The following is a 21172-nucleotide window of genomic DNA, read 5'->3' as shown; positions in this document are numbered from 1 at the left end:
GCGGCGACTTCACCCAATCGTGATTACCGCTACCGGTCATCGCCCGACTCTTCATCCAGCGCAGGATGACGAGGGCGGGCGAGACGTCCGAAACCTTTCGGACGTCAACCGGAAGCGCAACCGCGCCCCCACGTCGGCGGGACGCCGACAGAGACAGGAACCCCGCATGTCCTTCATTTCCCTCGGTCTCTCCGAGGCCCTTGCCCGCGCCGTGGAAGACGCTGGCTACACGAATCCCACTCCTGTTCAGCAACGCGCCATTCCGGCCGTCCTGCAGGGTCGCGATCTGATGGTGGCTGCCCAGACCGGCACCGGCAAGACCGGTGGCTTCGCGCTGCCGGTGCTCGAGCGCCTGTTTCCCAATGGTCATCCCGATGGCCGCCAGTACGTGGCCAGGCAGCCGCGCGTACTGGTCCTGACGCCGACCCGCGAACTGGCGGCCCAGGTCCACGACAGCTTCAAGGTCTATGCCCGTGACCTGCCCATGCGCAGCGCCTGCGTCTTCGGCGGCGTCGGCCTCAAGCCGCAGGTCACCGCCCTGGCCAAGGGCGTCGACGTGCTCGTCGCCTGCCCGGGGCGTCTGCTGGACCTCGCCGGTCAGCAGAGCGTCGATCTGTCCGCCGTCGAGATCCTGGTGCTGGACGAAGCCGACCGCATGCTCGACATGGGCTTCATCCACGACGTCAAGAAGGTCCTGGCCCGTCTGCCGGCCCGCCGCCAGAACCTGCTGTTCTCGGCCACCTTCTCCAAGGACATCACCGACCTCGCCGGCAAGTTGCTGCAGGATCCCGAGCGGATCGAGGTCACCCCGCCGAACACCACCGTCGAGCGCATCGAACAGCGGCTGTTCCGCATCCCCGCCAATCAGAAGCGCGCCCTGCTCGCCCACCTGATCACCCTGGGTGCCTGGGAACAGGTGCTGGTGTTCACCCGCACCAAGCACGGCGCCAACCGCCTGGCCGAGTACCTGAACAAGCATGGCCTGCCGGCCGCGCCGATCCATGGCAACAAGAGCCAGAACGCCCGCACCAAGGCCCTGGCCGACTTCAAGAGCAACGAGGTTCGCGTCCTCGTCGCCACCGACATCGCCGCCCGCGGCCTGGACATCGACCAGTTGCCCCACGTGGTCAACTTCGAGCTGCCCAATGTCGAGGAAGACTATGTCCACCGCATCGGCCGTACCGGTCGGGCCGGGCGTAGCGGCGAAGCCATCTCCCTGGTTTCGCCCGACGAAGAGAAGCTGCTCAAGGCCATCGAGCGCCTGACCAAGCAGAGCATCCCCGATGGCGACATGCAGGGCTTCGATCCGCAGTCCGTGCCGCCGGAGCAGCCGGAAGTGCGCGCCCCGCGCGAGCCGCGTGGCAAGCCGCAGCAGAATCGCCAGAAGAAGGCTGACAAGCCGGCGCGCAGCGAAGGCAAAGGCCAGAATCAGGGCCAGGGCAAGGCCGCCAGTGGCGAGCAGTCCGGTGCCCAGCCCCAGGGCGAGCGCAAGGGCCGTACCCGCAATCGTCGCGACCGCCGTGATCGCGACGACGCCGGTCAGGCCAATGCGCAACCCGGCCAGGCCGCGGCCCAGCAGCCGCGCAATCGCGATCCGGAAGAGTTCCTGGACGACGATTACGACAACTTCGGCAACAGCGTCGACTACGTCAGCCCCTACCAGGGCAAGGGTCGCAACGGCCAGCGCCGTGGCAACGGCGGCAACGGTGCCCGTCCGGCAGCCGCGAACAGCAATGGTCAACAGCCCCGTCAGGGTCAAGGCCAGGGCGCTGCCCGCACCCAACGTGGCCAGCAACAGCAGCAGCCCGGCAAGCGCCGTGGCCAGAATGGCCAGCCCCGCGCCGCCCGCCCCTACGAGGCCGCACCCAGCGAGCCGCGTGCCTATGCCCAGGAAGAGCGGGCATCGAGCAAGCCGCAACCGAAGATCGTGCACAAGCCGTCGCGTGCCGACCGCCTGCCTACCCTGGAGCAGCTGGAAGACCTGCCGAGCCGGCCGCGCAGCGAGAAGCCCGCGCTGCTGACCCGCAACCGCGAAGCCTGATGAAGTGCGGGCCGCTCAGGCGGCCCAAACTCCAGGCAAAAAGAAACCCCGCCTTGGCGGGGTTTCTTTTTGCCTGCGGCAGATCAGGCGTGCGCGGCGCGCAGGGCGTCGATATAGGGCTCGGCCTGACGATGGCTGCGGATCAGCTCGATGAAGTCTTCACCCTGATCGTTACGGGCATCCAGATCGTAGCCGGCCTCGACGAAGAAGCCGACGAAGCGCTCGAAATCGTCCGGACGCAGACCGCGATAGGCCTTGACCAGCTTGTGCAGAGACGCGGGGGTATCGTCCGCCGGCTCGACCGCGAGAAACAGCTTGATCTGCTCGTCGCTGATCTCTTCACCGATGACCTGCTTTTTATCCTTGCGCATCCTTTGGCTACCTGTGCTGGGGGATTCTTTGGAGAAAAGAGGACCGATTCTAACCCCGCCCCTCGCCTGCCCGCCAGTGACAAAGCCAGGGCAATACCGCGACCCCGATCAAAAGTTCAATCGAATTGAGCGCGCATCCAGCGGCGATAGCGCTCGGCATCGGCGGCGCCTTCCAGCGGTGCCCAGCCTGGTCGCTCACCCTCGCCCAGAGGCACGAAGGGCCCGGCCTTGCATTCGAAGAACAGGCAGTCGCCCTCCAGGGCAACCAGCGCATGGTAGTGCCCGGGGGCGAGATCGACGCCCGGGCAACCGGCGCGCTGGGACAACTCGCGGCGCAGCAGCACCTGCCCTTCTTCGCTGAAGGTCAACAGCCCGAGTCGGCCCTGCAGCACCAGCAGACTCTCGGACTTGTGCGGATCCAGGTGGCGATGGGGCGGGATGTAGCTGTCCTCGCACATGCCCACCACCAGGCGGTGGCAGGGCTCGTCCATGGCGTGCAGGTTGTGATGGGCACGGCGGCGCGGACTGGCCGCCGCCTGCCGGAGCAGATCGGCGAACAGCGCCTGATCGAACAGCCGGGCGGTCACAGTCCCTTCACGGCGTAGATGCCGGGCGCATTGCGCCAGTAGCCCTTGTAGTCCATGCCGTAGCCGAAGATGTAGCGGTCGATGCAGGGCAGGCCGACATAGGTGGCTTGCAGGCCCTTGACCTTGCGGTCGTGGGTCTTGTCGATCAGCACCGCGGTATGGACCTCGCGGGCGCCGGCATGGCGGCAGAAGTCGATGATGGCCTTGAGGGTGTGGCCCTCGTCGAAGATGTCGTCGACGATCAGGACGTCGCGATCGATGAAGGACACCTCGGGCTTGGCCTTCCAGAACAGCTCGCCGCCAGTGGTCTCGTTGCGATAGCGGGTGGCGTGCAGATAGGACATTTCCAGCGGGAAATTCAGCCGGGTGGCCAGCTTGCCGGTCAGGATCAGGCCGCCATTCATGACGCAGAAGACCACTGGATTGCGCTCGGCGAGATCGGCGGTGATGGCCGCGGCGATCCGGTCGATGGCCGCTTCGACCTGGGCTTCGTCATACAGGCAATCGGCTTCCTGCATGACCTGGCGGATGTGGGCGAGATCGGCGGACATGGGGCTTCTCCGGGGGACGGGGCGCCTGCGGGGTGGTTGGCGCGGATAAAAGGCGGCAAAGGTACAGAAACCGCGGACCGATCTCAAGCGCCGCCAGGCGGCTACTATTGTCGCAGGGTACTGCCCACCTCGAGCCGGATGCTTTAATGTACCGCGGTTTTTTTGTGCGCCTGCCCTTCCTGCGGCAGGCCTTCGGGCCGCCGGTCGTACCGAAACCGCCCTCGATCCGCTGCCCTACCGTCTCTGGAGAATCCCATGCCCGTCCACGAAATCCGCCACCCGCTCATCCGCCACAAGCTCGGTCTGATGCGGCGCGCCGACATCAGCACCAAGAACTTCCGCGAACTGGCCCAGGAAGTCGGTGCCCTGCTGACCTACGAGGCGACCAAGGACCTGCCGGTGGAAGAGGTGGACATCGAGGGCTGGTGCGGCACCGTCAAGGTGGAAAAGATCTCCGGCAAGAAGGTCACCGTGGTGCCCATCCTGCGCGCCGGCATCGGCATGCTCGACGGCGTGCTCAGCCTGATCCCCAGCGCCCGGGTCAGCGTGGTGGGCCTCGCCCGCAACGAATCCACCCTGCAGGCCCACACCTACTTGGAAAAGCTGGTGGGTGAACTGGACCAGCGCCTGGCCATGATCATCGATCCCATGCTGGCCACCGGCGGCTCCCTGATCGCCACCATCGATCTGCTGAAGAAGGCCGGGGCCAAGGAAATCCGCGCCCTGGTGCTGGTCGCGGCGCCCGAGGGCATCGCCGCGGTCGAGCAAGCCCATCCGGACGTGCGCCTCTACACCGCCTCCATCGACGAGCGCCTCAACGAGCATGGCTACATCCTGCCGGGCCTGGGCGATGCCGGTGACAAGATCTTCGGCACCAAGCAGAAGGACGCCTGAGCGTGACCGCGCGGGAACCGCTCTGGCGGGAGATCCTGGTCGGCGCCCAGATGCTCTTCGTGGCCTTTGGCGCCTTGGTGCTGATGCCGCTGATCACCGGCATGGACCCCAATGTGGCCCTCTTCACCGCAGGCTTCGGCACCCTGCTGTTCCATCTGGTCACCGGCCGTCAGGTCCCGGTGTTCCTGGCATCGAGCTTTGCCTTCATCGCCCCGATCATCGCCGCCAAGGCCGAATTCGGCCTGCCGGCGGTGCTGGGCGGCGTGGTGGCGGCCGGCTTCGTCTACACCTTCCTGGGGCTGGCGGTGAAGCTGCGTGGCGTGGGCTTCATCGACCGCCTGCTGCCGCCGGTGGTGATCGCCCCGGTGATCATTTCCATCGGCCTGGGCCTATCACCGGTGGCGGCCAACATGGCCATGGGCAAGGCCGGTGACGGCAGCGCCCAGCTGGTGCCCTATGCCACGGCGATGATGATCTCCATGCCGGCGCTGGTCACCACCCTGCTGGTGGCCATCTACGGCAAGGGCATGTTCCGCCTGGTGCCCATCCTCGCCGGGGTCTTCGTCGGCTACGCGCTGGCCTTCGTCTTCGGCATCGTCCATACCGAGGGCATCGGCGCTGCGCCCTGGCTGGCGATCCCGGCCTTCGTCGCACCGGAATTCCACTGGGGCGCCATCCTGTTCATGGTCCCGGTGGCCCTAGCGCCGGCCATCGAGCATGTCGGCGGGGTGATAGCGGTGGGCGGGGTGACCGGCAAGAACTACCTCAAGCAACCCGGTCTGCACCGCACCCTGCTGGGTGACGGCCTGGCCACCTCCTCCGCCGGCCTGTTCGGCGGACCGCCCAACACCACCTACGCCGAGGTGACCGGCGCGGTGATGCTGACCAAGAACCACAATCCGCGGGTCATGCTGTGGGCGGCGGGCTTCGCCATGGTACTGGCTTTCGTCGGCAAGTTCGGCGCGGCGCTGCAGACCATCCCGGTGCCGGTCATGGGCGGCATTCTCTGCCTGCTGTTCGGCTCCATCGCGGTGGTGGGGCTGAACATCCTGATCCGCCATCAGGTGGATCTGTCCGAGGCGCGCAACCTGGTGATCGTCTCGGTGACCCTGGTGTTCGGCATCGGCGGCATCGTCTTCGGCAACGGCGAGATCGGCCTCAAGGGCATCTCCCTCTGCGGCCTGATCGCCATCGGCCTCAACCTGGTCCTGCCCGGGCACAACGCCTGGAAGAAGGACGCCGAGCCGCCTGAGCGTCCGCTGCTCTGACGGCACCCCTCCAGATGCCGGCCTAGGCCGGCATCTTGGGTTGCTCGATGGGCTGCGGCGGCAGCTCCGCCACCTCTTCGCACAGTTCCACCAGCGCCTGCGCCCAGGCCGGGTTGTCGTTGACGCAGGGGATCAGCACCAGCTCCCGGCCACCGGCTTCGATGAACTGCTCGCGCCCGCGATCGCCGATCTCTTCCAGTGTCTCGATGCAGTCGGCGACAAAGGCCGGGCACATCACCAGCAGGCGCTTCACGCCGGCCTTGGCCAGCTCGTCCAGCCGCGCCTCGGTGTAGGGCTCGATCCACTTGTCCTTGCCCAGCCGTGACTGGAAGGACACCGACCACTTGCCATCGGGAATGCCCAGGCGCCGGGCCACCAGCTCGGCGGTGCGCTGGCACTGGCTGCGATAGCAGACGGCCAGGGCCTTGGCGCTGACCTTGCTGCTGTCGGGCGCGCGCAGGTCGTGGCTGCGATCCTTGACCAGCTTGCGGATGTGCCGCTCGGGCAGGCCGTGGAAGGACAGCAACAGGTGGTCGTAGGGCTCCTCGAGATAGGGCTCGACGCTGGCCGCCAGCGCCGCCTGGTATTCCGGACGGTCGTAGAAGGGCGGCAGGATCTTCAGCGTCAGCGGCAGCTGGTGGGCCTCGATCACCCGCCGTGCCTCGACGATGGCGGTGGTGGTGGTGCTGTCGGCGAACTGCGGATAGAGCGGCGCATAGGTCACTTCGCGGATGCCCTGGCTGGCCAGGCGCTTGAGCACCGATTCCACCGAGGGCTCGCCGTATCTCATGCACAACTCCACCGGACCGTGGCGCCAGAGGGGCCGCACGGCCTCTTGCAGGCGGCGGCTGAGCACGATCAGCGGCGAGCCGTCGTCCCACCAGATCGACTCATAGGCCTCGGCCGAGGCGGCGGGTCGCTTGATCAGCACCAGGGACACCAGCAGACGGCGCAGCGGCCAGGGCAGATCGACCACATAGGGGTCCATCAGGAACTGGTTCAGATAGCGCTTCACGTCGGGGACGTGGGGCGAATCGGGCGAACCCAGGTTGGCGAGCAGCAGAGCGTTGGTAGTCATCGTGAATCCTTGGCAGCGAGCAGGTCGGCCAAGGCCGCGTCCAGCTCGGGATAGCGAAAGACATACCCGGCCGCGAGCAGGCGCTCGGGTCGGGCGCGCTGACCACCCAGCAGGAGGATGGACAGCTCTCCCATCAGGCGCAGGGCGAAGGCGGGAATCAGCAATCGCGCCGGGCGCCGCAAGGCCCGCCCCAGCGCTTCGGTGAACTCGCGGTTGCGGACCGGCTGGGGGGCACAGAGATTATAGGGACCCTGGGCGTCGCTTCGGTTGAGAAGAAAATCGATGGCCCCGATTTGATCCTGTAAATGAATCCAGGGCATCCATTGGCGTCCATTGCCCAGGCGCGCGCCCAGGCCGAAGCGGAAGGGCGGCAGTAGGCGCAGCAGAAAGCCGTCGTCGGCGGCCAGTACCAGGCCGGTGCGCAGGTTGACCACGCGGATGCCCAGTTGCTCGGCCTCGTTGGCGATCTGCTCCCAGGCCAGGCACAGCTCGCCAGCGAAGTCGGGGCCGGCCAGGCTGTCGGCCTCGCTCACCGGTTTTTCGCCGCTGTCGCCATAGAAGCCGGTGGCCGAGCCGGAGAGCAGGACCGCGGGTTTCTGCGGGCGCCCGCGCAGCCACTCGATCAGGCGCTCGGTGGTGCCGATGCGGCTCTGCCAGAGTTCGGCCTTGCGACTGCGGGTCCAGGGCTTGTCGGCGATGGGCGCGCCGGCCAGGTTGACCACCGCGTCCAGGTGTTCGTCGCCCAGCGCGTCCAGCTGGGCGATACCGCGCACGCCGGGTCCGCATTCGCGCGTCACCCGCGCCGGGTCGCGGCTGAGCACGGTGAGCTGGTGCCCGGCAGCTGCCCATTGGCGGCACAGCGCGCGGCCGATCAATCCGGTGCCACCTGTCAGCAGGATATGCATGTCGTCACTTCCTTCTCGTATTGCCCTGCCGCCCGTATGCATCTGAACGAAGGGAAGAGGATTGTTTGGTATGGTCGTGGGTCGAAAGATCCAGAACGGTTGCCAGTCGTAGCCGTAGAGCCCTTGCGCGCGCAAACGTTCGACAAGGGCGAATCGTCAGACAAGCGAGGTCCATCATGACTGCCCCCATCGCCATCGTTGGCGCAGGAATAGCCGGACTTGCCGCGGCCCAGACGCTGATTCGCGCCGGGCAGCAGGTCCAGATCTTCGACAAGAGCCGCGGCAGCGGCGGCCGCATGGCCAGCAAGCGCAGCGAAGCCGGTGCCCTGGACCTGGGCGCCCAGTATTTCACCGCCCGCGACCGGCGCTTCATCGACGCCCTCAACGAATGGCGGCGAGCCGGTTGCGCGGCCGAATGGAATCCGGTGCTCTACCAGTATCGCGACGGGCGCCTGAGTCCCTCCCAGGACGAGCAGCCGCGCTGGGTCGGGGTGCCGCGCATGAGCGCCATCACCCGCCACCTGCTGGCCGATCTGCCGGTCACCTTCGACTGCCGCATCACCGAGGTCTTTCGCGGCGCCCAGCACTGGCACCTGCTGGACGCCAGCGGCGAGACCCACGGCCCCTTCGCCCAGGTCGTCATCGCCATGCCGGCGCCCCAGGCCACCGCCCTGCTCTCCAGCGTGCCCAAGCTGGCGGCCACCGTGGCCGGCGTCAGCATGGAACCGACCTGGTCGGTGGCCCTGGCCTTCGCCACGCCCCTGCAGACCCCGGTGGAAGGCTGCTTCGTGCAGGGCAGCGAACTGGACTGGCTGGCGCGCAATCGCTGCAAGCCCGGGCGCGACACCACCCTGGACACCTGGGTGCTACACGCCACCAGCGCCTGGAGCAAGGCGCACATCGATGCCTCCAAGGACGCGGTGATCGAACGTCTGCACGGCGCCTTCGCCGAGCTGATCGGCTGTCCGCTGCCGGCGCCGGCCTTTACCCTGGCCCATCGCTGGCTCTATGCACGCCCCGCGCAACCTCACCAGTGGGGCGCCCTGGCCGACCCCGACATGGGCGTCTTCGTCTGTGGCGACTGGTGCTCCAGCGGGCGGGTGGAAGGGGCCTGGTTGAGTGGTCATGAGGCTGCGCAGCAGCTCCTGAGCAGTCTGGATTAAGCGACGAAGCGCACGCCGTCTGTAACCTGCGGCGAATCTTTTGCCGCAGCCCCCTGTCGAAAGTTGCACCAAACTTGTACAAACAGGAAAACCTTGTACAAGAAAATACACGACAGGGGATCTCCATGCTTGCCAACTCCTCCTCCAGCCTGCCCCGCCCGCGCCTGGGCATCAGTGCCTGCCTGCTGGGTGACGAAGTCCGCTATAACGGTGGACACAAGGAATCCCGGCTCTGCAGCCAGACCTTCGCCGAGCACTTCGACTTCGTCCGGGTCTGCCCGGAAATGGCCATCGGCCTCGGCACGCCCCGCGAACCCATCCGCCTGGTGGGCGACTCCCAGGCGCCGCGCGCGGTGGGCACCGTCGACCCCAGCCTGGACGTGACCGCCGCCCTGATCCGCTACGGGGAAAAGATGGCGGGCGAGCTCACCGACCTGTCCGGCTTCATCTTCATGCAGAAATCGCCTTCCTGTGGCATGGAAAGGGTCAAGGTCTATCACGCCAATGGCCAGGGCAGCGAAACCGACGGTCGCGGCCTGTTCGCCGCCGCCATCATGCGTCTACGACCGGACTTGCCGGTGGAAGAAGCCGGGCGCCTGAATGATCCGGTGCTGCGGGAAAACTTCGTCACCCGCGTCTTCGCCCACGCTCATTGGCTGCAGCTCATGCAACAAGGCCTGACGGCACGTGCCCTGCTGTCCTATCATTCGCGCTACAAGTACCAACTCATGGCCCATGATGCCCACCGGGCCCGGGCGCTTGGTCAGTTGGTCGGCAGCATCGGCCAGCGCAATCTGGACGAGCTGGGACAGGAGTATTTCAGTGGCCTGATGGCTGCACTGAAAAAGTGCGCTACCCGTGGTACTCACTGCAATGTGCTCTATCATCTATTCGGTTATCTGCGTCGGGTCCTGAGCGACAGCGAGAAGCAGGAAATGCAACAGCTCATCGAGCAGTACCACGAGGGCGTCGTTCCTCTGGTCGTGCCCCTAACGCTGCTCAAGCACCACTTCCGCCAGCATCCGGATCGTTATGTGAACGAGCAGGCCTATCTCCAACCGCACCCCGAACGCCTGAGTCTGCGAAATGCCATCTAGCGCCTCTCCCTTGCCTTCGTCGTCCAACGCCGAAGAGCAGGACTACCAGTCCGCTCTCCATGAGGGCTGGCTGCCCATCCGGGAAATCGCCCGGCGCACCGGCGTGAACGCCGTGACGTTGAGGGCCTGGGAGCGGCGCTATGGCTTGCTGGTGCCCAAGCGCACCCCCAAGGGCCATCGGCTGTACAGCGAGGCCCATGTGGTCCGGGTGCAGCAGATCCTCGCCTGGATCGCCCGCGGCGTGGCGGTCAGCCAAGTCAAGGGACTGCTCGACGAACAGCGGCCCGCCGCGGTACCTAGCGACACGCCCTGGCAGGGCATCCATCAGGAGATGATGGACGCCATCGGCCGGCTGGCCTCGCGCGCCCTGGACGAAGCCTACAATCGCGCCGCCTCGCTCTATCCCCCGCGGGTGCTGCTGGACCAGTTGCTCTGGCCGCTGCTGCGGGAACTGGAGCGCCTGAGCCAGGCCACCGACGATGGCCGCTTGCAACAGGTGTTCTTCCAGTCCTGGCTGCGCAGCAAGCTGGGCGCGCGGATCTACCACAGCCAGCACAGCTTGAGAGGCGCCCCCTTGGTGCTGCTCAATCTTGACGACACGCCGATTAACGTGTCCCTGTGGCTCTGCGCCTGGGTGATCAGCGCCGCCGAGTGCCCGGTCGAGATCGTGGAATGGGCGGTCCCCGCGGGCAATCTGGATCGCCTGGTCGAGCAGCTGGAGCCCCGCGCGCTGGTGCTCTGCCGTGACAGTCGACCCGACAGCGAGCTGCGCCGCCAGCTGCAGACCTTCGCCAACCGCCATGCCCGCCCCTGCCTGACCCTGGGCGCTCTGGGCGAGTCCCTCACCGCCGACGCCGCACCGGCGCGCAGCCCGGGGGAGGCCTTCGATCGCCTGCAGAGTGCCGGCCTCCTGCGCCAGGAACCCCATGCATGAGTCAGCTCGTCTGGTTTCGTACCGACCTGCGCACCCTCGATCATCCCGCTCTCCACGCCGCCGCCGAACAGGGTCCGGTGGTGGCCGTCTTCCTGCTGAGTCCTGCCCAGTGGCAGGAGCATGACGAGGCGGCGGTCAAGGTCGATTTCTGGCTGCGCAATCTCGCCGAACTGGGCAAGACGCTCGGTTCTCTCGGTATCCCCTTGCTGGTGCGTAGCGCCGAGCGCTGGAAACAGGCGCCCCAGGTACTGCTTGAGCTGGCCAGGGAACTGGACCTCGAACACCTGCACTTCAATGACGAATACGGGGTCAACGAAGCCGCGCGCGACGACGCCGTGGCTGAAGCCTTCGAAGCGGCGGGGCTGACGGCCCATCGCTATCTGGACCAGACGCTGTTCGCGCCGGGTACGGTGCTGACCAAGAGCGGCGGCTATTTCAAGGTCTTCGGCCAGTTCAGGAAGACCTGCCTGGCACGCCTGGAAACCGGTCTGCCGACGCCCCTGCCCGCTCCCGGCAAGCAGAAGAAAAGTCTGGTCCAGGCGGATGACCTGCCCACCTCGGTCGCCGGCTTTGCGGCCATCTCGCCCGAGGTGCAACAGCTGTGGCCGGCCGGTGAAGAGGCCGGCCTGCAGCGTCTGCAGGCCTTTATCCAGGACGACCTGGAGGACTATCACCAGGCGCGGGACATTCCCTCCACACCCGGTACCAGCCAGTTGTCCGCCTACCTCAACGCCGGCGTGCTGACGCCCCGGCAGTGCCTGCAGGCGGCGGTCCGCGCCAATGACGGCCTGCTCAGCGGTGGCAAGCAGGGGGCGGCCACCTGGATCACCGAGTTGCTCTGGCGCGAATTCTATCGCCACGTACTGGTGGGCTATCCCTGGGTTTCGCGGCACCAGCCGTTCAACCGGGACCTGGCCGCCCTGCCCTGGCGCGACGACCGCGAAGGCCTCGACGCCTGGCAGCAGGGGCGCACCGGGATTCCCATCATCGATGCCGCCATGCGCCAGCTCCTGCAGACCGGCTGGATGCACAACCGCATGCGCATGCTGACCGCCATGTTTCTCTGCAAGAATCTGCTGATCGACTGGCGTGAAGGTGAACGCTGGTTCATGCAGCACCTCATCGACGGCGACCTGGCCTCCAACAACGGCGGCTGGCAGTGGAGCGCCTCCACCGGTACCGATTCGGTGCCCTATTTCCGGGTGTTCAATCCCCATACCCAGGCGCTCAAGATCGATGCCCGGGGCGATTATGTGCGCACCTGGATACCGGAGCTGGCCGACCTCAAGGGCAAGGCCGTGCACACCCCCGGGGGCCGCTACCTGACGCCGCTGGTGGACCTGGGCGAGAGTCGCCAGCGCGCCCTGGCCGCCTACCGCGGCATGGCGCGCAAGACGGAAACGAAAAAGCCGGACTAGGTCCGGCTTTTTTCATAGCAGCCCTGGATCAGAGGGTATGGCTGTAGAACAGCGCATAGGACTCGATGCCATCGTTGGGCTGCTTGATGCCGGCGTTGGAATAGTGGGTCGCGCGGATGCCGACGCGCTGGGTGTCGCCGAACTTCAGGCCCAGGCCGATGCGGTCTTCGAAGTTGAAGGCCGAACCCAGGTCCTGTTCGCCGACCTTGGTGCTGGAGAAGACCGAGACGCCGATACCGGCCTCGACAAAGGGCTTCACCTGGCCCTGGCCGAATTCGTAGACGAACACCGGGGCGAAGGACAGCGAATGCTGGTCGGAAGAATGGCCGTTGTCACCTTCCCAGTAGGTGTAGCCCGCATCCCAGTAACCGGTCAGGCGGCCGGTAGAGCTCTGCCACCAGCTCTTGTCCCAGTTCCAGCCGGCACCGATGCGGTACGTCATGCCGCTCTGGCTGGTGGCGCCGACCGCCCCGGTGATTTCCACAGCCTGTGCCGCTGCCACGCCACCCAGCGAAAGCGCGGCGGCTACTGCGAGGGAAAGCAATTTGTTCATGAGAGTGCCCTTATGGATGTTTCTAGTTTTTACGAACCGCCAGCATTGACCCCTAAGTCGTGAAGGTGTTCACAGGCTGGGACATTTTTACCTACAAGGTCGGATGCTAGTCGCTGGACAGGCATTTGGCGAGCAAAACCCGGGCAGAAAAGTCAGACGAACGCCTTTACCTCGGCACCTGCCGGCCAGAGTTGCGGCAGTACCGCCTCCAGGTCGGCGGGCTCGCCGGACGTCCAGATCCGCGTCGGGCCGGCGGGTTCACGGGCCAGGCGCGCGTCCCGCGCCAGCAGACTCTGCAGGCGTCGGGCCACGGCGGCGCCGGTGTCCACCAGGATGATTTCTGGCGGCACCAGTTCGGCCAGCAAGGGGCGCAGGAAGGGGTAGTGGGTGCACCCCAGGATCAGGGTGTCGCACTCTGCCGTCAGCAGCGGCTCGAGAAAACCCTGCAGCAGGCGCCGGGTCTCGGGGCCGTGCAGATCGCCGCGCTCGACCTGCTCCACCAGTCCCGGGCAGGGCTGGGTCACGACCTGGACGCCCAGGGCGAATCGGTCCAGCAAGGCCGCGAACTTGGCGCTCTGCAGCGTGCCCGTGGTCGCCAGCACCCCGACCCGGCCATTGCGGGTGGCGGCGGCCGCCGGCTTCACCGCCGGCTCCATGCCGACGATGGGCCAGCGGGGATAGCGTTCGCGCAGATCGGCCACCGCCGCCACGGTGGCGGTGTTGCAGGCCACCACCAGGGCCTTGGCACCCTGGGCGTGCAGCCGCGCCGCGATCAGCTGGCAGCGCTCGCGGATGAAGGCGGGGGTCTTTTCCCCATAGGGGATATGGCCGCAGTCGGCGATGTAATGCAGGGTTTCCGCTGGCAACAGCTGGCGGATCTCCGCCAGCACCGACAGGCCGCCGACGCCCGAGTCGAAGACCCCGACCGGCGCCTCGTCAGCCATGGCGGGCGCCGCACACCGGGCACCCCGGATCGCGCCGGACGCGCAATTCGCGGAAGCGACTGCCCGCGGCATCCACCAGCAACAGTCGTCCCACCAGCGGCTCGCCGAAGCCGGCCAGCAACTTGAGCGCTTCCAGTGCCTGTAGACTGCCCACCAGGCCCACCACCGGACCAAGCACCCCGGCTTCGCTGCAACTGAGTTCGGCTTCGCTGCCCTCGCCATAGAGGCAGTGGTAGCAGGGACTGTCGGCGCGACGCGGATCGAAGACGCTGAGCTGGCCTTCCAGGCGAATGGCCGCGCCACTCACCAGCGGCCGCCCGGTGGCGACGCAGGCGGCGTTCACGGCCGCGCGGGTGGTGAAGTTGTCCGAGCAGTCCAGCACCAGGTCCACCGCGGCGATGCGCGCCGCCAGGCTGTCGGCGTCCAGCGCCTCGCGCAGCGGCACCAGGCGTACCTCCGGATTGAGCGCCGCCAGGCGTTGCAGGGCGGAATCCACCTTGCCCTGGCCGATGCGGCTCTCGTCATGCAGCACCTGGCGCTGCAGGTTGCTCAGGTCCACCTGGTCGAAGTCGGCCAGGTGCAATTCGCCGACGCCGGCGGCAGCCAGGTAGAGCGCCACCGGCGACCCCAGACCGCCGAGGCCGACGATGAGCACTCTGGCGTCCTTCAGTCGCAATTGTCCGGCGATATCCACCTGGGCCAGCAGGATCTGCCGGCTGTAGCGCAGCAGTTCGCCGTCGCTCAGCATGGCCAGCGGCCTCCGCTGATGCGCGCGTGACCACCCAGGTCCTGGCGACTCTCGACCTCGATGAAGCCCTGGCGCACCAGCAGTTCGCGTACCGCGGCGGCCTGCTCGAAGCCGTGTTCCAGCCACAGCCAGCCACCCGGCTGCAGGTGCGCGGGCGCCGCCGCGATCAGCTCACGGATATCGTCCAGTCCATCGGTGCCGGCTACCAGGGCGCTGCGCGGCTCGAAGCGCACATCGCCTTCGTCGAGATGGCGATCGCTGCCGGCGATATAGGGCGGATTGCTGACGATCAGCTCGAAACGCTGTCCGGCGAGGGCGGCGAACCAGTGACTCTGCTGGAAGCCGACGTTGCCCAGCCGCAGGCGCTGGGCGTTGCGTTGCGCCAGCTCCACTGCGGCCGGGATGCGATCCACGCCGCTGACCTGCCAGCGCGGTCGTTCATGGGCCAGGGCCAGGGCGATGGCGCCGGTACCGGTGCCCAGATCCAGCACCCGCACCTCGTCGGCCAGGGGCAGCGCCAGGGCGGTTTCCACCAGCACCTCGGTGTCGGGACGCGGGATCAGGGTGTCGGGGCTGACCTCCAGGTCCAGCGACCAGAAGCCCTGCTGGCCGAGGATATAGGCCACCGGCTCGCCCTGCCGGCGGCGCTCGAGATCGGCCTGGAACCGTGCCAGGGCCTCGCGCGGCACCAGCTTTTCCGGCCAGGTGCGCAGGTAGCTGCGTGGCTTGTCCAGGGCGGCCGCCAGCAGCAATTCCACGTCGAGGCGGGCGCTGGGCGAATCCGGCAACTGGCTTTCGCGCACCAGGGCGCCGATGGTGGCCATGGCTCAGTCTCCCAGGGCCGCCAGCTGGTCGGCCTGGTATTCCTGCAGCAGCGGGTCGATGACCTGCTGGACGTCGCCGTTGACCACCTCGCCGAGGGAATAGAGGGTCAGGTTGATGCGGTGATCGGTCACCCGCCCCTGGGGGAAGTTGTAGGTGCGGATGCGCTCGGAGCGGTCACCCGACCCCACCAGCAGCCGGCGGGTGTCGGACATTTCCTTGTGCGCCGCCGCGTCCTGCTGGTCGTTGAGCTTGGCCGACAGCCAGGCCATGGCCTTGGCGCGGTTCTTGTGCTGGGAGCGTTCTTCCTGGCACTCCACCACGATGCCGGTGGGCAGGTGGGTGATGCGCACCGCGGAGTCGGTCTTGTTGACGTGCTGACCGCCCGCGCCGGAGGAGCGATAGGTGTCGACGCGCAGATCGGCCGGATTGATCTCGATGGCCTGCTGCTCGTCAGGCTCGGGCAGCACCGCCACGGTACAGGCCGAGGTATGGATGCGGCCCTGGGATTCGGTTTCCGGCACCCGCTGCACCCGGTGCGCGCCGGACTCGAACTTGAGCTTGGCGTAGACGTTGTCGCCCTCGACCCGGGCGATGACCTCCTTGAAGCCGCCGTGCTCGCCCTCGTTTTCCGAGAGCACTTCCAGTCGCCAGCCCTGGCGTTCGGCATAGCGCGAATACATGCGGAACAGATCGCCGGCAAAGATCGCCGCCTCGTCGCCACCGGTACCGGCGCGGATTTCCAGGAAGACGTTGCGGCCGTCATTGGGATCGCGCGGCAGCATCATGCGCTGCAACTCGTCTTCCAGTTCCTGCAGGCGCGCCTTGGCAGTGCCGACCTCTTCCTCGGCCATCTCGCGCAGATCCGGATCGCTGTCCTTGAGTAGCGCCTGGGCGCCCTCCAGGTCGGCCTGCACCTTGCGGTATTCGGTGAACGCCTGGCTGACCGGCTCGAGTTCAGCGTATTCCTTGGAATAGGCGCGGAACTGGGTCTGGTCGCTGATGACTTCGGCGTCGCCCAACAGCGCGGTCAGCTCCTCGAAGCGGTCCTGCAGACCGTCGAGCTTGTGCAACAGAGAGGTCTTCATGTCTTGTCCAAACCCTCGTCGAGGGCGAAGAGTTCCTGAGCCAGGGTCAGCGCGTCGACGCGTCCCTCGGCGGATAGTTTCTTGAGCTGCACGCTCGGTGCGTGCATCAGCTTGTTGGTGAGGCTGCGCGCCAGGGCGGCCAGGGCTTCCTGGGGATCGGCGCCATTGGCCAGCTGGCGCTGGGCGCGAGCCAGTTCGTCGTCGCGGATCTGCTCGCCCTGCTGGCGATAGGCGCGGACCACGTCCACCGCGGCGCGCTCGCGCAGCCGCTGCATGAAGTCGTCGACCCCGGCCAGCACCAGCTTCTCGGCGGCCTGGGCCGCGCCCTGGCGACTCTTGAGATTTTCCGCCACCACCTCGTGCAGGTCGTCCACCGTATAGAGGTAGACGTCTTCCAGCTCGCTCACCTCCGGCTCGATGTCGCGCGGCACGGCGATGTCGACCATGAAGATGGGCTTGTGCCGACGCTGCTTGAGCGCCCGTTCCACCGCGCCCTTGCCGAGGATGGGCAACTGGCTGGCAGTGGAACTGATGACGATGTCGCTGTTGACCAGTTCGTCGGGAATGTCGGCCAGGAGCACGGTATGGGCGCCGAATTCCTCGGCCAGGTGGCTGGCGCGCTCCAGGGTGCGGTTGGCGACGACGATGCGGCGCACGCCCTGTTCGTGCAGATGGCGGGCGACCAGCGTGATGGTCTCGCCGGCGCCGATCAGCAACGCCTGACTGCGGCTGAGGTCGCTGAAGATCTGCTTGGCCAGGCTGACCGCGGCAAAGGCCACCGACACCGGGTTCTCGCCGATCGCCGTGTCGGTGCGCACCGCCTTGGCGGTATTGAAGGTGGCCTGGAACAGGCGGCCCAGCAGCGGCCCCACGGTGCCGGCCTCGCGGGCCACGGCATAGGCCGACTTGAGCTGGCCGAGGATCTGCGGCTCGCCCAGCACCATGGAGTCCAGCCCGGCGGCCACCCGCATCATGTGCCGTACCGCGGCTTCGTCCTGGTGCAGATAGATGCTGGCGCGCAGGTCTTCCAGGGGCACCCGGTGGTACTGGGCGAGCCAGGCCAGCACGGCGTCCGCCAGACTGGGCTCCAGTTCCAGGTAGAGTTCGCTGCGATTGCAGGTGGAAAGAATCGCCGCTTCGCGACTGTGGGTGGCCTGCTCCAGCTGGCGCAGGGCCTCGACCGTCTGCTCCGGAGTGAAAGCCACGCGTTCGCGCACCTCAACCGAGGCGGTCTTGTGATTGATGCCGAGCGCGAGAAAGGCCATGGACGCAAGCAGTCGAACGGATTGGGAAAGCCGAACATTGTCCTACGCGCGGGCGGTGGCGACAACCAGCAGCGACGAGACGTCGGACAATCGCCGTCATAGCCTGGGCGAATGAATCTTGCCGGGCAAAAGGCGTCAACAGCCTCGACCACCGCACTTCTCGGCCCGCCGCTCCGCATGTGCGACGCGGCCACGGCGACTCTTGTGGCATGATGGACCGACTGTAAAAAGGCCGCCCTGACCCTATGACCAGATACCTCGCGCTGCTGACGACCGCCCTGCTGCTCGCCGGCTGCCAGAACCTCGGCCGGCAGCCGACGCCCGCCGCCGCCATCCCGCCGCCCACCGCCAAGACCAGCACGCCGCAACCGGCCGGCTCCTTTCGCGAAGACACCCTCTATGACCTGCTGGTCGGCGAGCTGGCCGGTCAGCGCAACCGTTTCGACATCGCCCTGACCAACTATGTCGAGCAGGCCAAGTCGACCCAGGACCCGGGGGTGGCCGAGCGCGCCTTCCGCATCGCCGAATACCTGGGCGCCGATACCCCGGCGCTGGAAACCGCGCAGATCTGGGCGCGCAACGCCCCCGACAACCTGGATGCCCAGCGCGCCGCCGCCATCATGCTGGCCCGCGCCGGGCGCTACGACGAATCCATGGCCTATATGGAGCGCGTGCTCCAGGGCCAGGGCGACACCCACTTCGATTTCCTCGCCCTGTCCGCGGCGGAAACCGACGAGACCACCCGCGCCGGGCTGCTCAAGAGTTTCGATCGACTGCTGGCCAAGTATCCGCGCAACGGCCAGCTGCTGTTTGGCAAGGCGTTGCTCTTGCAGCAGGACGGTCGCGCCGACGAGGCGCTGAAACTGCTGGAGCGCAATCCGGCGGCCAAGCGCGAAGTCGCCCCGCTGCTGCTGCGCGCGCGCCTGCTGCAGAGCCAGGACCGCAGCGCCGAGGCCCTGCCGCTGCTCGAAGCCGGCATCCGCCAGCACCCGGAAGACCGCCGCCTGCGCCTGGCCCATGCCCGGCTGCTGGTGGAGCTGGATCGCCTGGACCAGGCCAAGCGCGAATTCGCCGAGCTGGTCACCCAGTTCCCGGACGACGACGACCTGAGATTCTCCCTGGCGCTGGTCTGCCTGGAAGCCCAGGCCTGGCGCGAAGCCCAGATCTATCTCAAGGAACTGCTCGAGCGCGGCAGCCATGTGGACGCCGCGCACCTCAACCTGGGGCGCAGCTACGAAGAACTCGACCAGCCCGAACAGGCGCTGGCCGAATACGCCCAGGTCGGACCGGGCACCGACTACCTGGCCGCCCAGCAGCGCCAGGCGGAAATCCTGCTGGGCAGTGGGCGCATCGCCGAGGCCCGTCAGCGCCTGGCCGACGCCCGCAAGCGCCAGAGCGAATACGCCGTGCCGCTCTATCTGCTGGAAGTCGAAGGCCTGGCCAGTGCCGACCAGACCGCCCTCGCCGACCAGACCGTGCAGCAGGCCCTGCAGCAGTATCCCAACGACCTGAATCTGCTCTATGTCCGCTCCATGCTGGCGGAAAAGCGCGGTGATCTCGGTCAGCTGGAAGCCGATCTGCGCTATATCATCGCCCACGACCCCGACAACGCCATGGCGCTCAACGCCCTCGGCTACACCCTGGCCGATCGCACCCCGCGACTGGCCGAGGCGCGCCAGCTGATCGACAAGGCACACCAGCTGAGTCCGGACGATCCGGCGATCCTCGACAGCATGGGCTGGATCCGCTATCGCCAGGGCCAGCTGGCCGACGCCGAACGCTATCTGCGCCAGGCCTACGAACGCTTCCCCGATGCCGAGGTGGCGGCCCACCTGGGCGAGGTGCTCTGGGCCCAGGGCAAGCGCAGCGAAGCGCGCAAGGTCTGGCGCGTGGGCCTCGACGCCGACGCCGATGACGCCATCCTGCGCAGTACCCTCAAACGCCTGACTGGAAGCGAAACCCTCCGATGATCCGCCTGCGTACCCTCTTCACCCTGTTCCTGCTCGCCCTGCTGGCCGGTTGCGCCAGCACCTCTCGCCAGGAGGCCGTGGAAGGCCAGGGCAACGCCGCCCAGTGGCAGGCCCATAAAAAACGTATTGCCGCCCTCGACGGTTGGCAGATCGACGGCAAGGTCGGCATCCGCGCGCCGCGCGATTCCGGCAGCGGCACTCTGTTCTGGCTGCAACGCCAGGACTACTACGACATCCGTCTGGCCGGCCCCCTGGGGCGCGGCGCCACCCGCCTCACCGGGCGTCCGGGCGCCGTCACCCTCGACGTCTCCGGCCAGGGCAGCTACCAGGCCGACTCCCCCGAGGCCCTGCTGGAACAGCAACTCGGCTGGCGCCTGCCGGTCTCGCACCTGCTCTGGTGGGTGCGCGGCCTGCCGGCCCCGGACAGCCGCAGCCAGCTGACCCTGGACGCCGACAGCCACCTGGCGCGCCTGGTGCAGGACGGCTGGACCGTGGAATACACCCGCTACACCGAGCAGAACGGCTACACCCTGCCCGAGCGCCTCAAGCTCACCGGCAAGGACCTGGAAGTCATCCTGGTGGTGAAGACCTGGCAGCCGCGCGAGCTGGGCAAATGACCCCGGCGCCCGCCTTCACCCTGCCGGCGCCGGCCAAGCTCAATCTGTTCCTGCACATCCTCGGCCGCCGCGCGGACGGCTATCACGAACTGCAGACGCTGTTTCAGTTTCTCGACTGGGGCGACGATCTGGGCTTTGCCGGACGCGACGACGGCGAATTGCAGCTGCACGACGGCCTGCCGGGCGTCGCCCCCGAGCAGAATCTCATCCTGCGCGCCGCCCGGTTGCTGCAGCAGGAAAGCGGTACCCGGCAAGGCGCCGGTCTCTGGCTGACCAAGCGGCTGCCCATGGGCGGCGGCATCGGCGGAGGCAGTTCGGATGCCGCCACCACCCTGCTCGGCCTGAATCACCTCTGGGGCCTGGGCGCCAGCCTCGACGACCTGGCGGCCCTGGGACTGCGCCTGGGCGCCGACGTACCGGTGTTCGTCCGCGGCCAGGCCGCCTTCGCCGAGGGCGTGGGCGAAAAGCTCACCCCGGTCGCACCGCCGGAACCCTGGTATCTCGTGGCCGTGCCGCAAGTCTCTGTAAGTACAGCAGAAATTTTTTCGGATCCGCTGTTGACACGGGACACTCCCGCCATTAAAGTTTGCGCCGTTCTCAAGTGGTCAGGTCGAAACGACTGCCAGAGTACGGTCGAAAGGCGTTACCCAGAAATTCGTAACGCTTTGATCTTGCTAAACAAATTTGTTTCAGCTAGATTAACCGGCACTGGAGGTTGCATATTTGGAAGCTTTCCAAATAAGACCGAAGCTGATACAGTAGCAAGCCAGCTACCAGCATCACTTCCAGGCTTCGTAGCCAAAGGCAGCAACACTTCCATGTTGCACCGGGCGCTAGCAAGTCTGACCAGAGAATGAG

General features: G+C 67.0%; 21 protein-coding genes. 10 read left to right on the top strand and 11 right to left on the bottom strand.

Going from position 1 to position 21172, the window contains the following annotated elements; translation table 11 throughout:
- The first annotated feature begins 166 nt into the window (after positions 1–166).
- Complete coding sequence (locus OXS31_RS12105) at positions 167–2041, top strand: DEAD/DEAH box helicase (protein ID WP_267399172.1); 1875 nt, start codon at positions 167–169, stop codon at positions 2039–2041.
- Positions 2042–2124: 83 nt separating this feature from the next.
- Here the strand turns inward: OXS31_RS12105 and OXS31_RS12100 are convergent, their stop codons facing one another.
- The 3 genes from OXS31_RS12100 to OXS31_RS12090 form a co-directional block, all read right to left on the bottom strand.
- Complete coding sequence (locus OXS31_RS12100) at positions 2125–2412, bottom strand: PA4642 family protein (protein WP_007161573.1); 288 nt, start codon at positions 2410–2412, stop codon at positions 2125–2127.
- 116 nt (positions 2413–2528) lie between these two features.
- On the bottom strand, positions 2529–2999 hold the full coding sequence (locus tag OXS31_RS12095) for a WbuC family cupin fold metalloprotein (RefSeq protein WP_042136589.1): 471 nt from the start codon (positions 2997–2999) through the stop codon (positions 2529–2531).
- Positions 2996–3550 carry a hypoxanthine-guanine phosphoribosyltransferase gene (locus OXS31_RS12090; protein WP_027602880.1) on the bottom strand — a complete coding sequence of 185 codons (555 nt, stop codon included), beginning with the start codon at positions 3548–3550 and terminating at the stop codon, positions 2996–2998. Before OXS31_RS12090 ends, OXS31_RS12095 begins: the two co-directional genes overlap by 4 nt.
- Before the next feature lie 255 nt (positions 3551–3805).
- Here OXS31_RS12090 and upp point away from each other — a divergent pair, with 255 nt between their 5' ends.
- Together upp and OXS31_RS12080 are read left to right on the top strand one after the other, a co-directional pair.
- Positions 3806–4444 carry a uracil phosphoribosyltransferase gene (upp, locus tag OXS31_RS12085; RefSeq protein ID WP_027598946.1) on the top strand — a complete coding sequence of 213 codons (639 nt, stop codon included), beginning with the start codon at positions 3806–3808 and terminating at the stop codon, positions 4442–4444.
- A complete protein-coding gene (locus OXS31_RS12080; protein ID WP_027598947.1) occupies positions 4441–5712 on the top strand; it encodes a uracil-xanthine permease family protein in 1272 nt (423 codons plus the stop codon). The genes upp and OXS31_RS12080 overlap by 4 nt, the downstream gene beginning before the upstream one ends.
- Positions 5713–5734: 22 nt before the next feature.
- On the opposite strand, the gene OXS31_RS12075 is transcribed toward OXS31_RS12080, so the two are convergent.
- Both OXS31_RS12075 and OXS31_RS12070 read right to left on the bottom strand, forming a co-directional pair.
- On the bottom strand, positions 5735–6790 hold the full coding sequence (locus OXS31_RS12075; RefSeq protein WP_027598948.1) for a ferrochelatase: 1056 nt from the start codon (positions 6788–6790) through the stop codon (positions 5735–5737).
- Positions 6787–7695: a TIGR01777 family oxidoreductase gene (locus tag OXS31_RS12070; protein WP_027602877.1), complete on the bottom strand. Its 909-nt coding sequence runs from the start codon at positions 7693–7695 to the stop codon at positions 6787–6789. Before OXS31_RS12070 ends, OXS31_RS12075 begins: the two co-directional genes overlap by 4 nt.
- Positions 7696–7760: 65 nt before the next feature.
- Here OXS31_RS12070 and OXS31_RS12065 point away from each other — a divergent pair, with 65 nt between their 5' ends.
- The 4 genes from OXS31_RS12065 (at position 7761) to OXS31_RS12050 (ending at position 12307) form a co-directional block, all read left to right on the top strand.
- On the top strand, positions 7761–8858 hold the full coding sequence (locus OXS31_RS12065) for an NAD(P)/FAD-dependent oxidoreductase (RefSeq protein WP_077173138.1): 1098 nt from the start codon (positions 7761–7763) through the stop codon (positions 8856–8858).
- 125 nt (positions 8859–8983) lie between these two features.
- On the top strand, positions 8984–9955 hold the full coding sequence (locus OXS31_RS12060; RefSeq protein WP_267399165.1) for a DUF523 and DUF1722 domain-containing protein: 972 nt from the start codon (positions 8984–8986) through the stop codon (positions 9953–9955).
- A 10-nt stretch (positions 9956–9965) separates the two neighbouring features.
- Positions 9966–10889 (top strand): MerR family transcriptional regulator, encoded by a 924-nt coding sequence (locus OXS31_RS12055; protein WP_267399163.1) that lies wholly within the window; start codon positions 9966–9968, stop codon positions 10887–10889.
- Positions 10886–12307: a deoxyribodipyrimidine photo-lyase gene (locus OXS31_RS12050; RefSeq protein WP_077173139.1), complete on the top strand. Its 1422-nt coding sequence runs from the start codon at positions 10886–10888 to the stop codon at positions 12305–12307. The genes OXS31_RS12055 and OXS31_RS12050 overlap by 4 nt, the downstream gene beginning before the upstream one ends.
- A gap of 28 nt (positions 12308–12335) precedes the next feature.
- Here the strand turns inward: OXS31_RS12050 and OXS31_RS12045 are convergent, their stop codons facing one another.
- The 6 genes from OXS31_RS12045 to hemA form a co-directional block, all read right to left on the bottom strand.
- Complete coding sequence (locus tag OXS31_RS12045; RefSeq protein ID WP_027598954.1) at positions 12336–12860, bottom strand: acyloxyacyl hydrolase; 525 nt, start codon at positions 12858–12860, stop codon at positions 12336–12338.
- A 152-nt stretch (positions 12861–13012) separates the two neighbouring features.
- A complete protein-coding gene (gene murI, locus OXS31_RS12040; protein WP_169854723.1) occupies positions 13013–13804 on the bottom strand; it encodes a glutamate racemase in 792 nt (263 codons plus the stop codon).
- Complete coding sequence (locus tag OXS31_RS12035; protein WP_042136577.1) at positions 13797–14552, bottom strand: molybdopterin-synthase adenylyltransferase MoeB; 756 nt, start codon at positions 14550–14552, stop codon at positions 13797–13799. Before OXS31_RS12035 ends, murI begins: the two co-directional genes overlap by 8 nt.
- On the bottom strand, positions 14546–15376 hold the full coding sequence (gene prmC, locus OXS31_RS12030) for a peptide chain release factor N(5)-glutamine methyltransferase (protein ID WP_027602870.1): 831 nt from the start codon (positions 15374–15376) through the stop codon (positions 14546–14548). The genes OXS31_RS12035 and prmC overlap by 7 nt, the downstream gene beginning before the upstream one ends.
- Positions 15377–15379: 3 nt before the next feature.
- Positions 15380–16462: a peptide chain release factor 1 gene (gene prfA, locus OXS31_RS12025; RefSeq protein WP_007161558.1), complete on the bottom strand. Its 1083-nt coding sequence runs from the start codon at positions 16460–16462 to the stop codon at positions 15380–15382.
- Positions 16459–17727, bottom strand: a complete 1269-nt coding sequence (gene hemA, locus OXS31_RS12020; protein WP_007161557.1) for a glutamyl-tRNA reductase — start codon at positions 17725–17727, stop codon at positions 16459–16461. Before hemA ends, prfA begins: the two co-directional genes overlap by 4 nt.
- Positions 17728–17972: 245 nt before the next feature.
- Between hemA and OXS31_RS12015 the strand changes: the two genes are divergently transcribed.
- Genes OXS31_RS12015 through ispE form a run of 3 tightly spaced genes read left to right on the top strand, consistent with a single transcriptional unit; the run spans position 17973 to position 21171 of the window.
- Positions 17973–19697, top strand: a complete 1725-nt coding sequence (locus OXS31_RS12015; RefSeq protein WP_027602869.1) for a tetratricopeptide repeat protein — start codon at positions 17973–17975, stop codon at positions 19695–19697.
- Complete coding sequence (lolB, locus tag OXS31_RS12010; RefSeq protein ID WP_058792729.1) at positions 19694–20314, top strand: lipoprotein insertase outer membrane protein LolB; 621 nt, start codon at positions 19694–19696, stop codon at positions 20312–20314. The genes OXS31_RS12015 and lolB overlap by 4 nt, the downstream gene beginning before the upstream one ends.
- Complete coding sequence (gene ispE, locus OXS31_RS12005) at positions 20311–21171, top strand: 4-(cytidine 5'-diphospho)-2-C-methyl-D-erythritol kinase (protein WP_267399145.1); 861 nt, start codon at positions 20311–20313, stop codon at positions 21169–21171. Before lolB ends, ispE begins: the two co-directional genes overlap by 4 nt.
- Position 21172: the final 1 nt, after the last annotated feature.

Origin of the sequence: Pseudomonas sp. GM_Psu_1 (assembly GCF_026544185.1) — a bacterium.
GTDB lineage: Bacteria > Pseudomonadota > Gammaproteobacteria > Pseudomonadales > Pseudomonadaceae > Chryseomonas > Chryseomonas oryzihabitans.
This window is presented reverse-complemented; position numbering and strand designations above follow the sequence as displayed.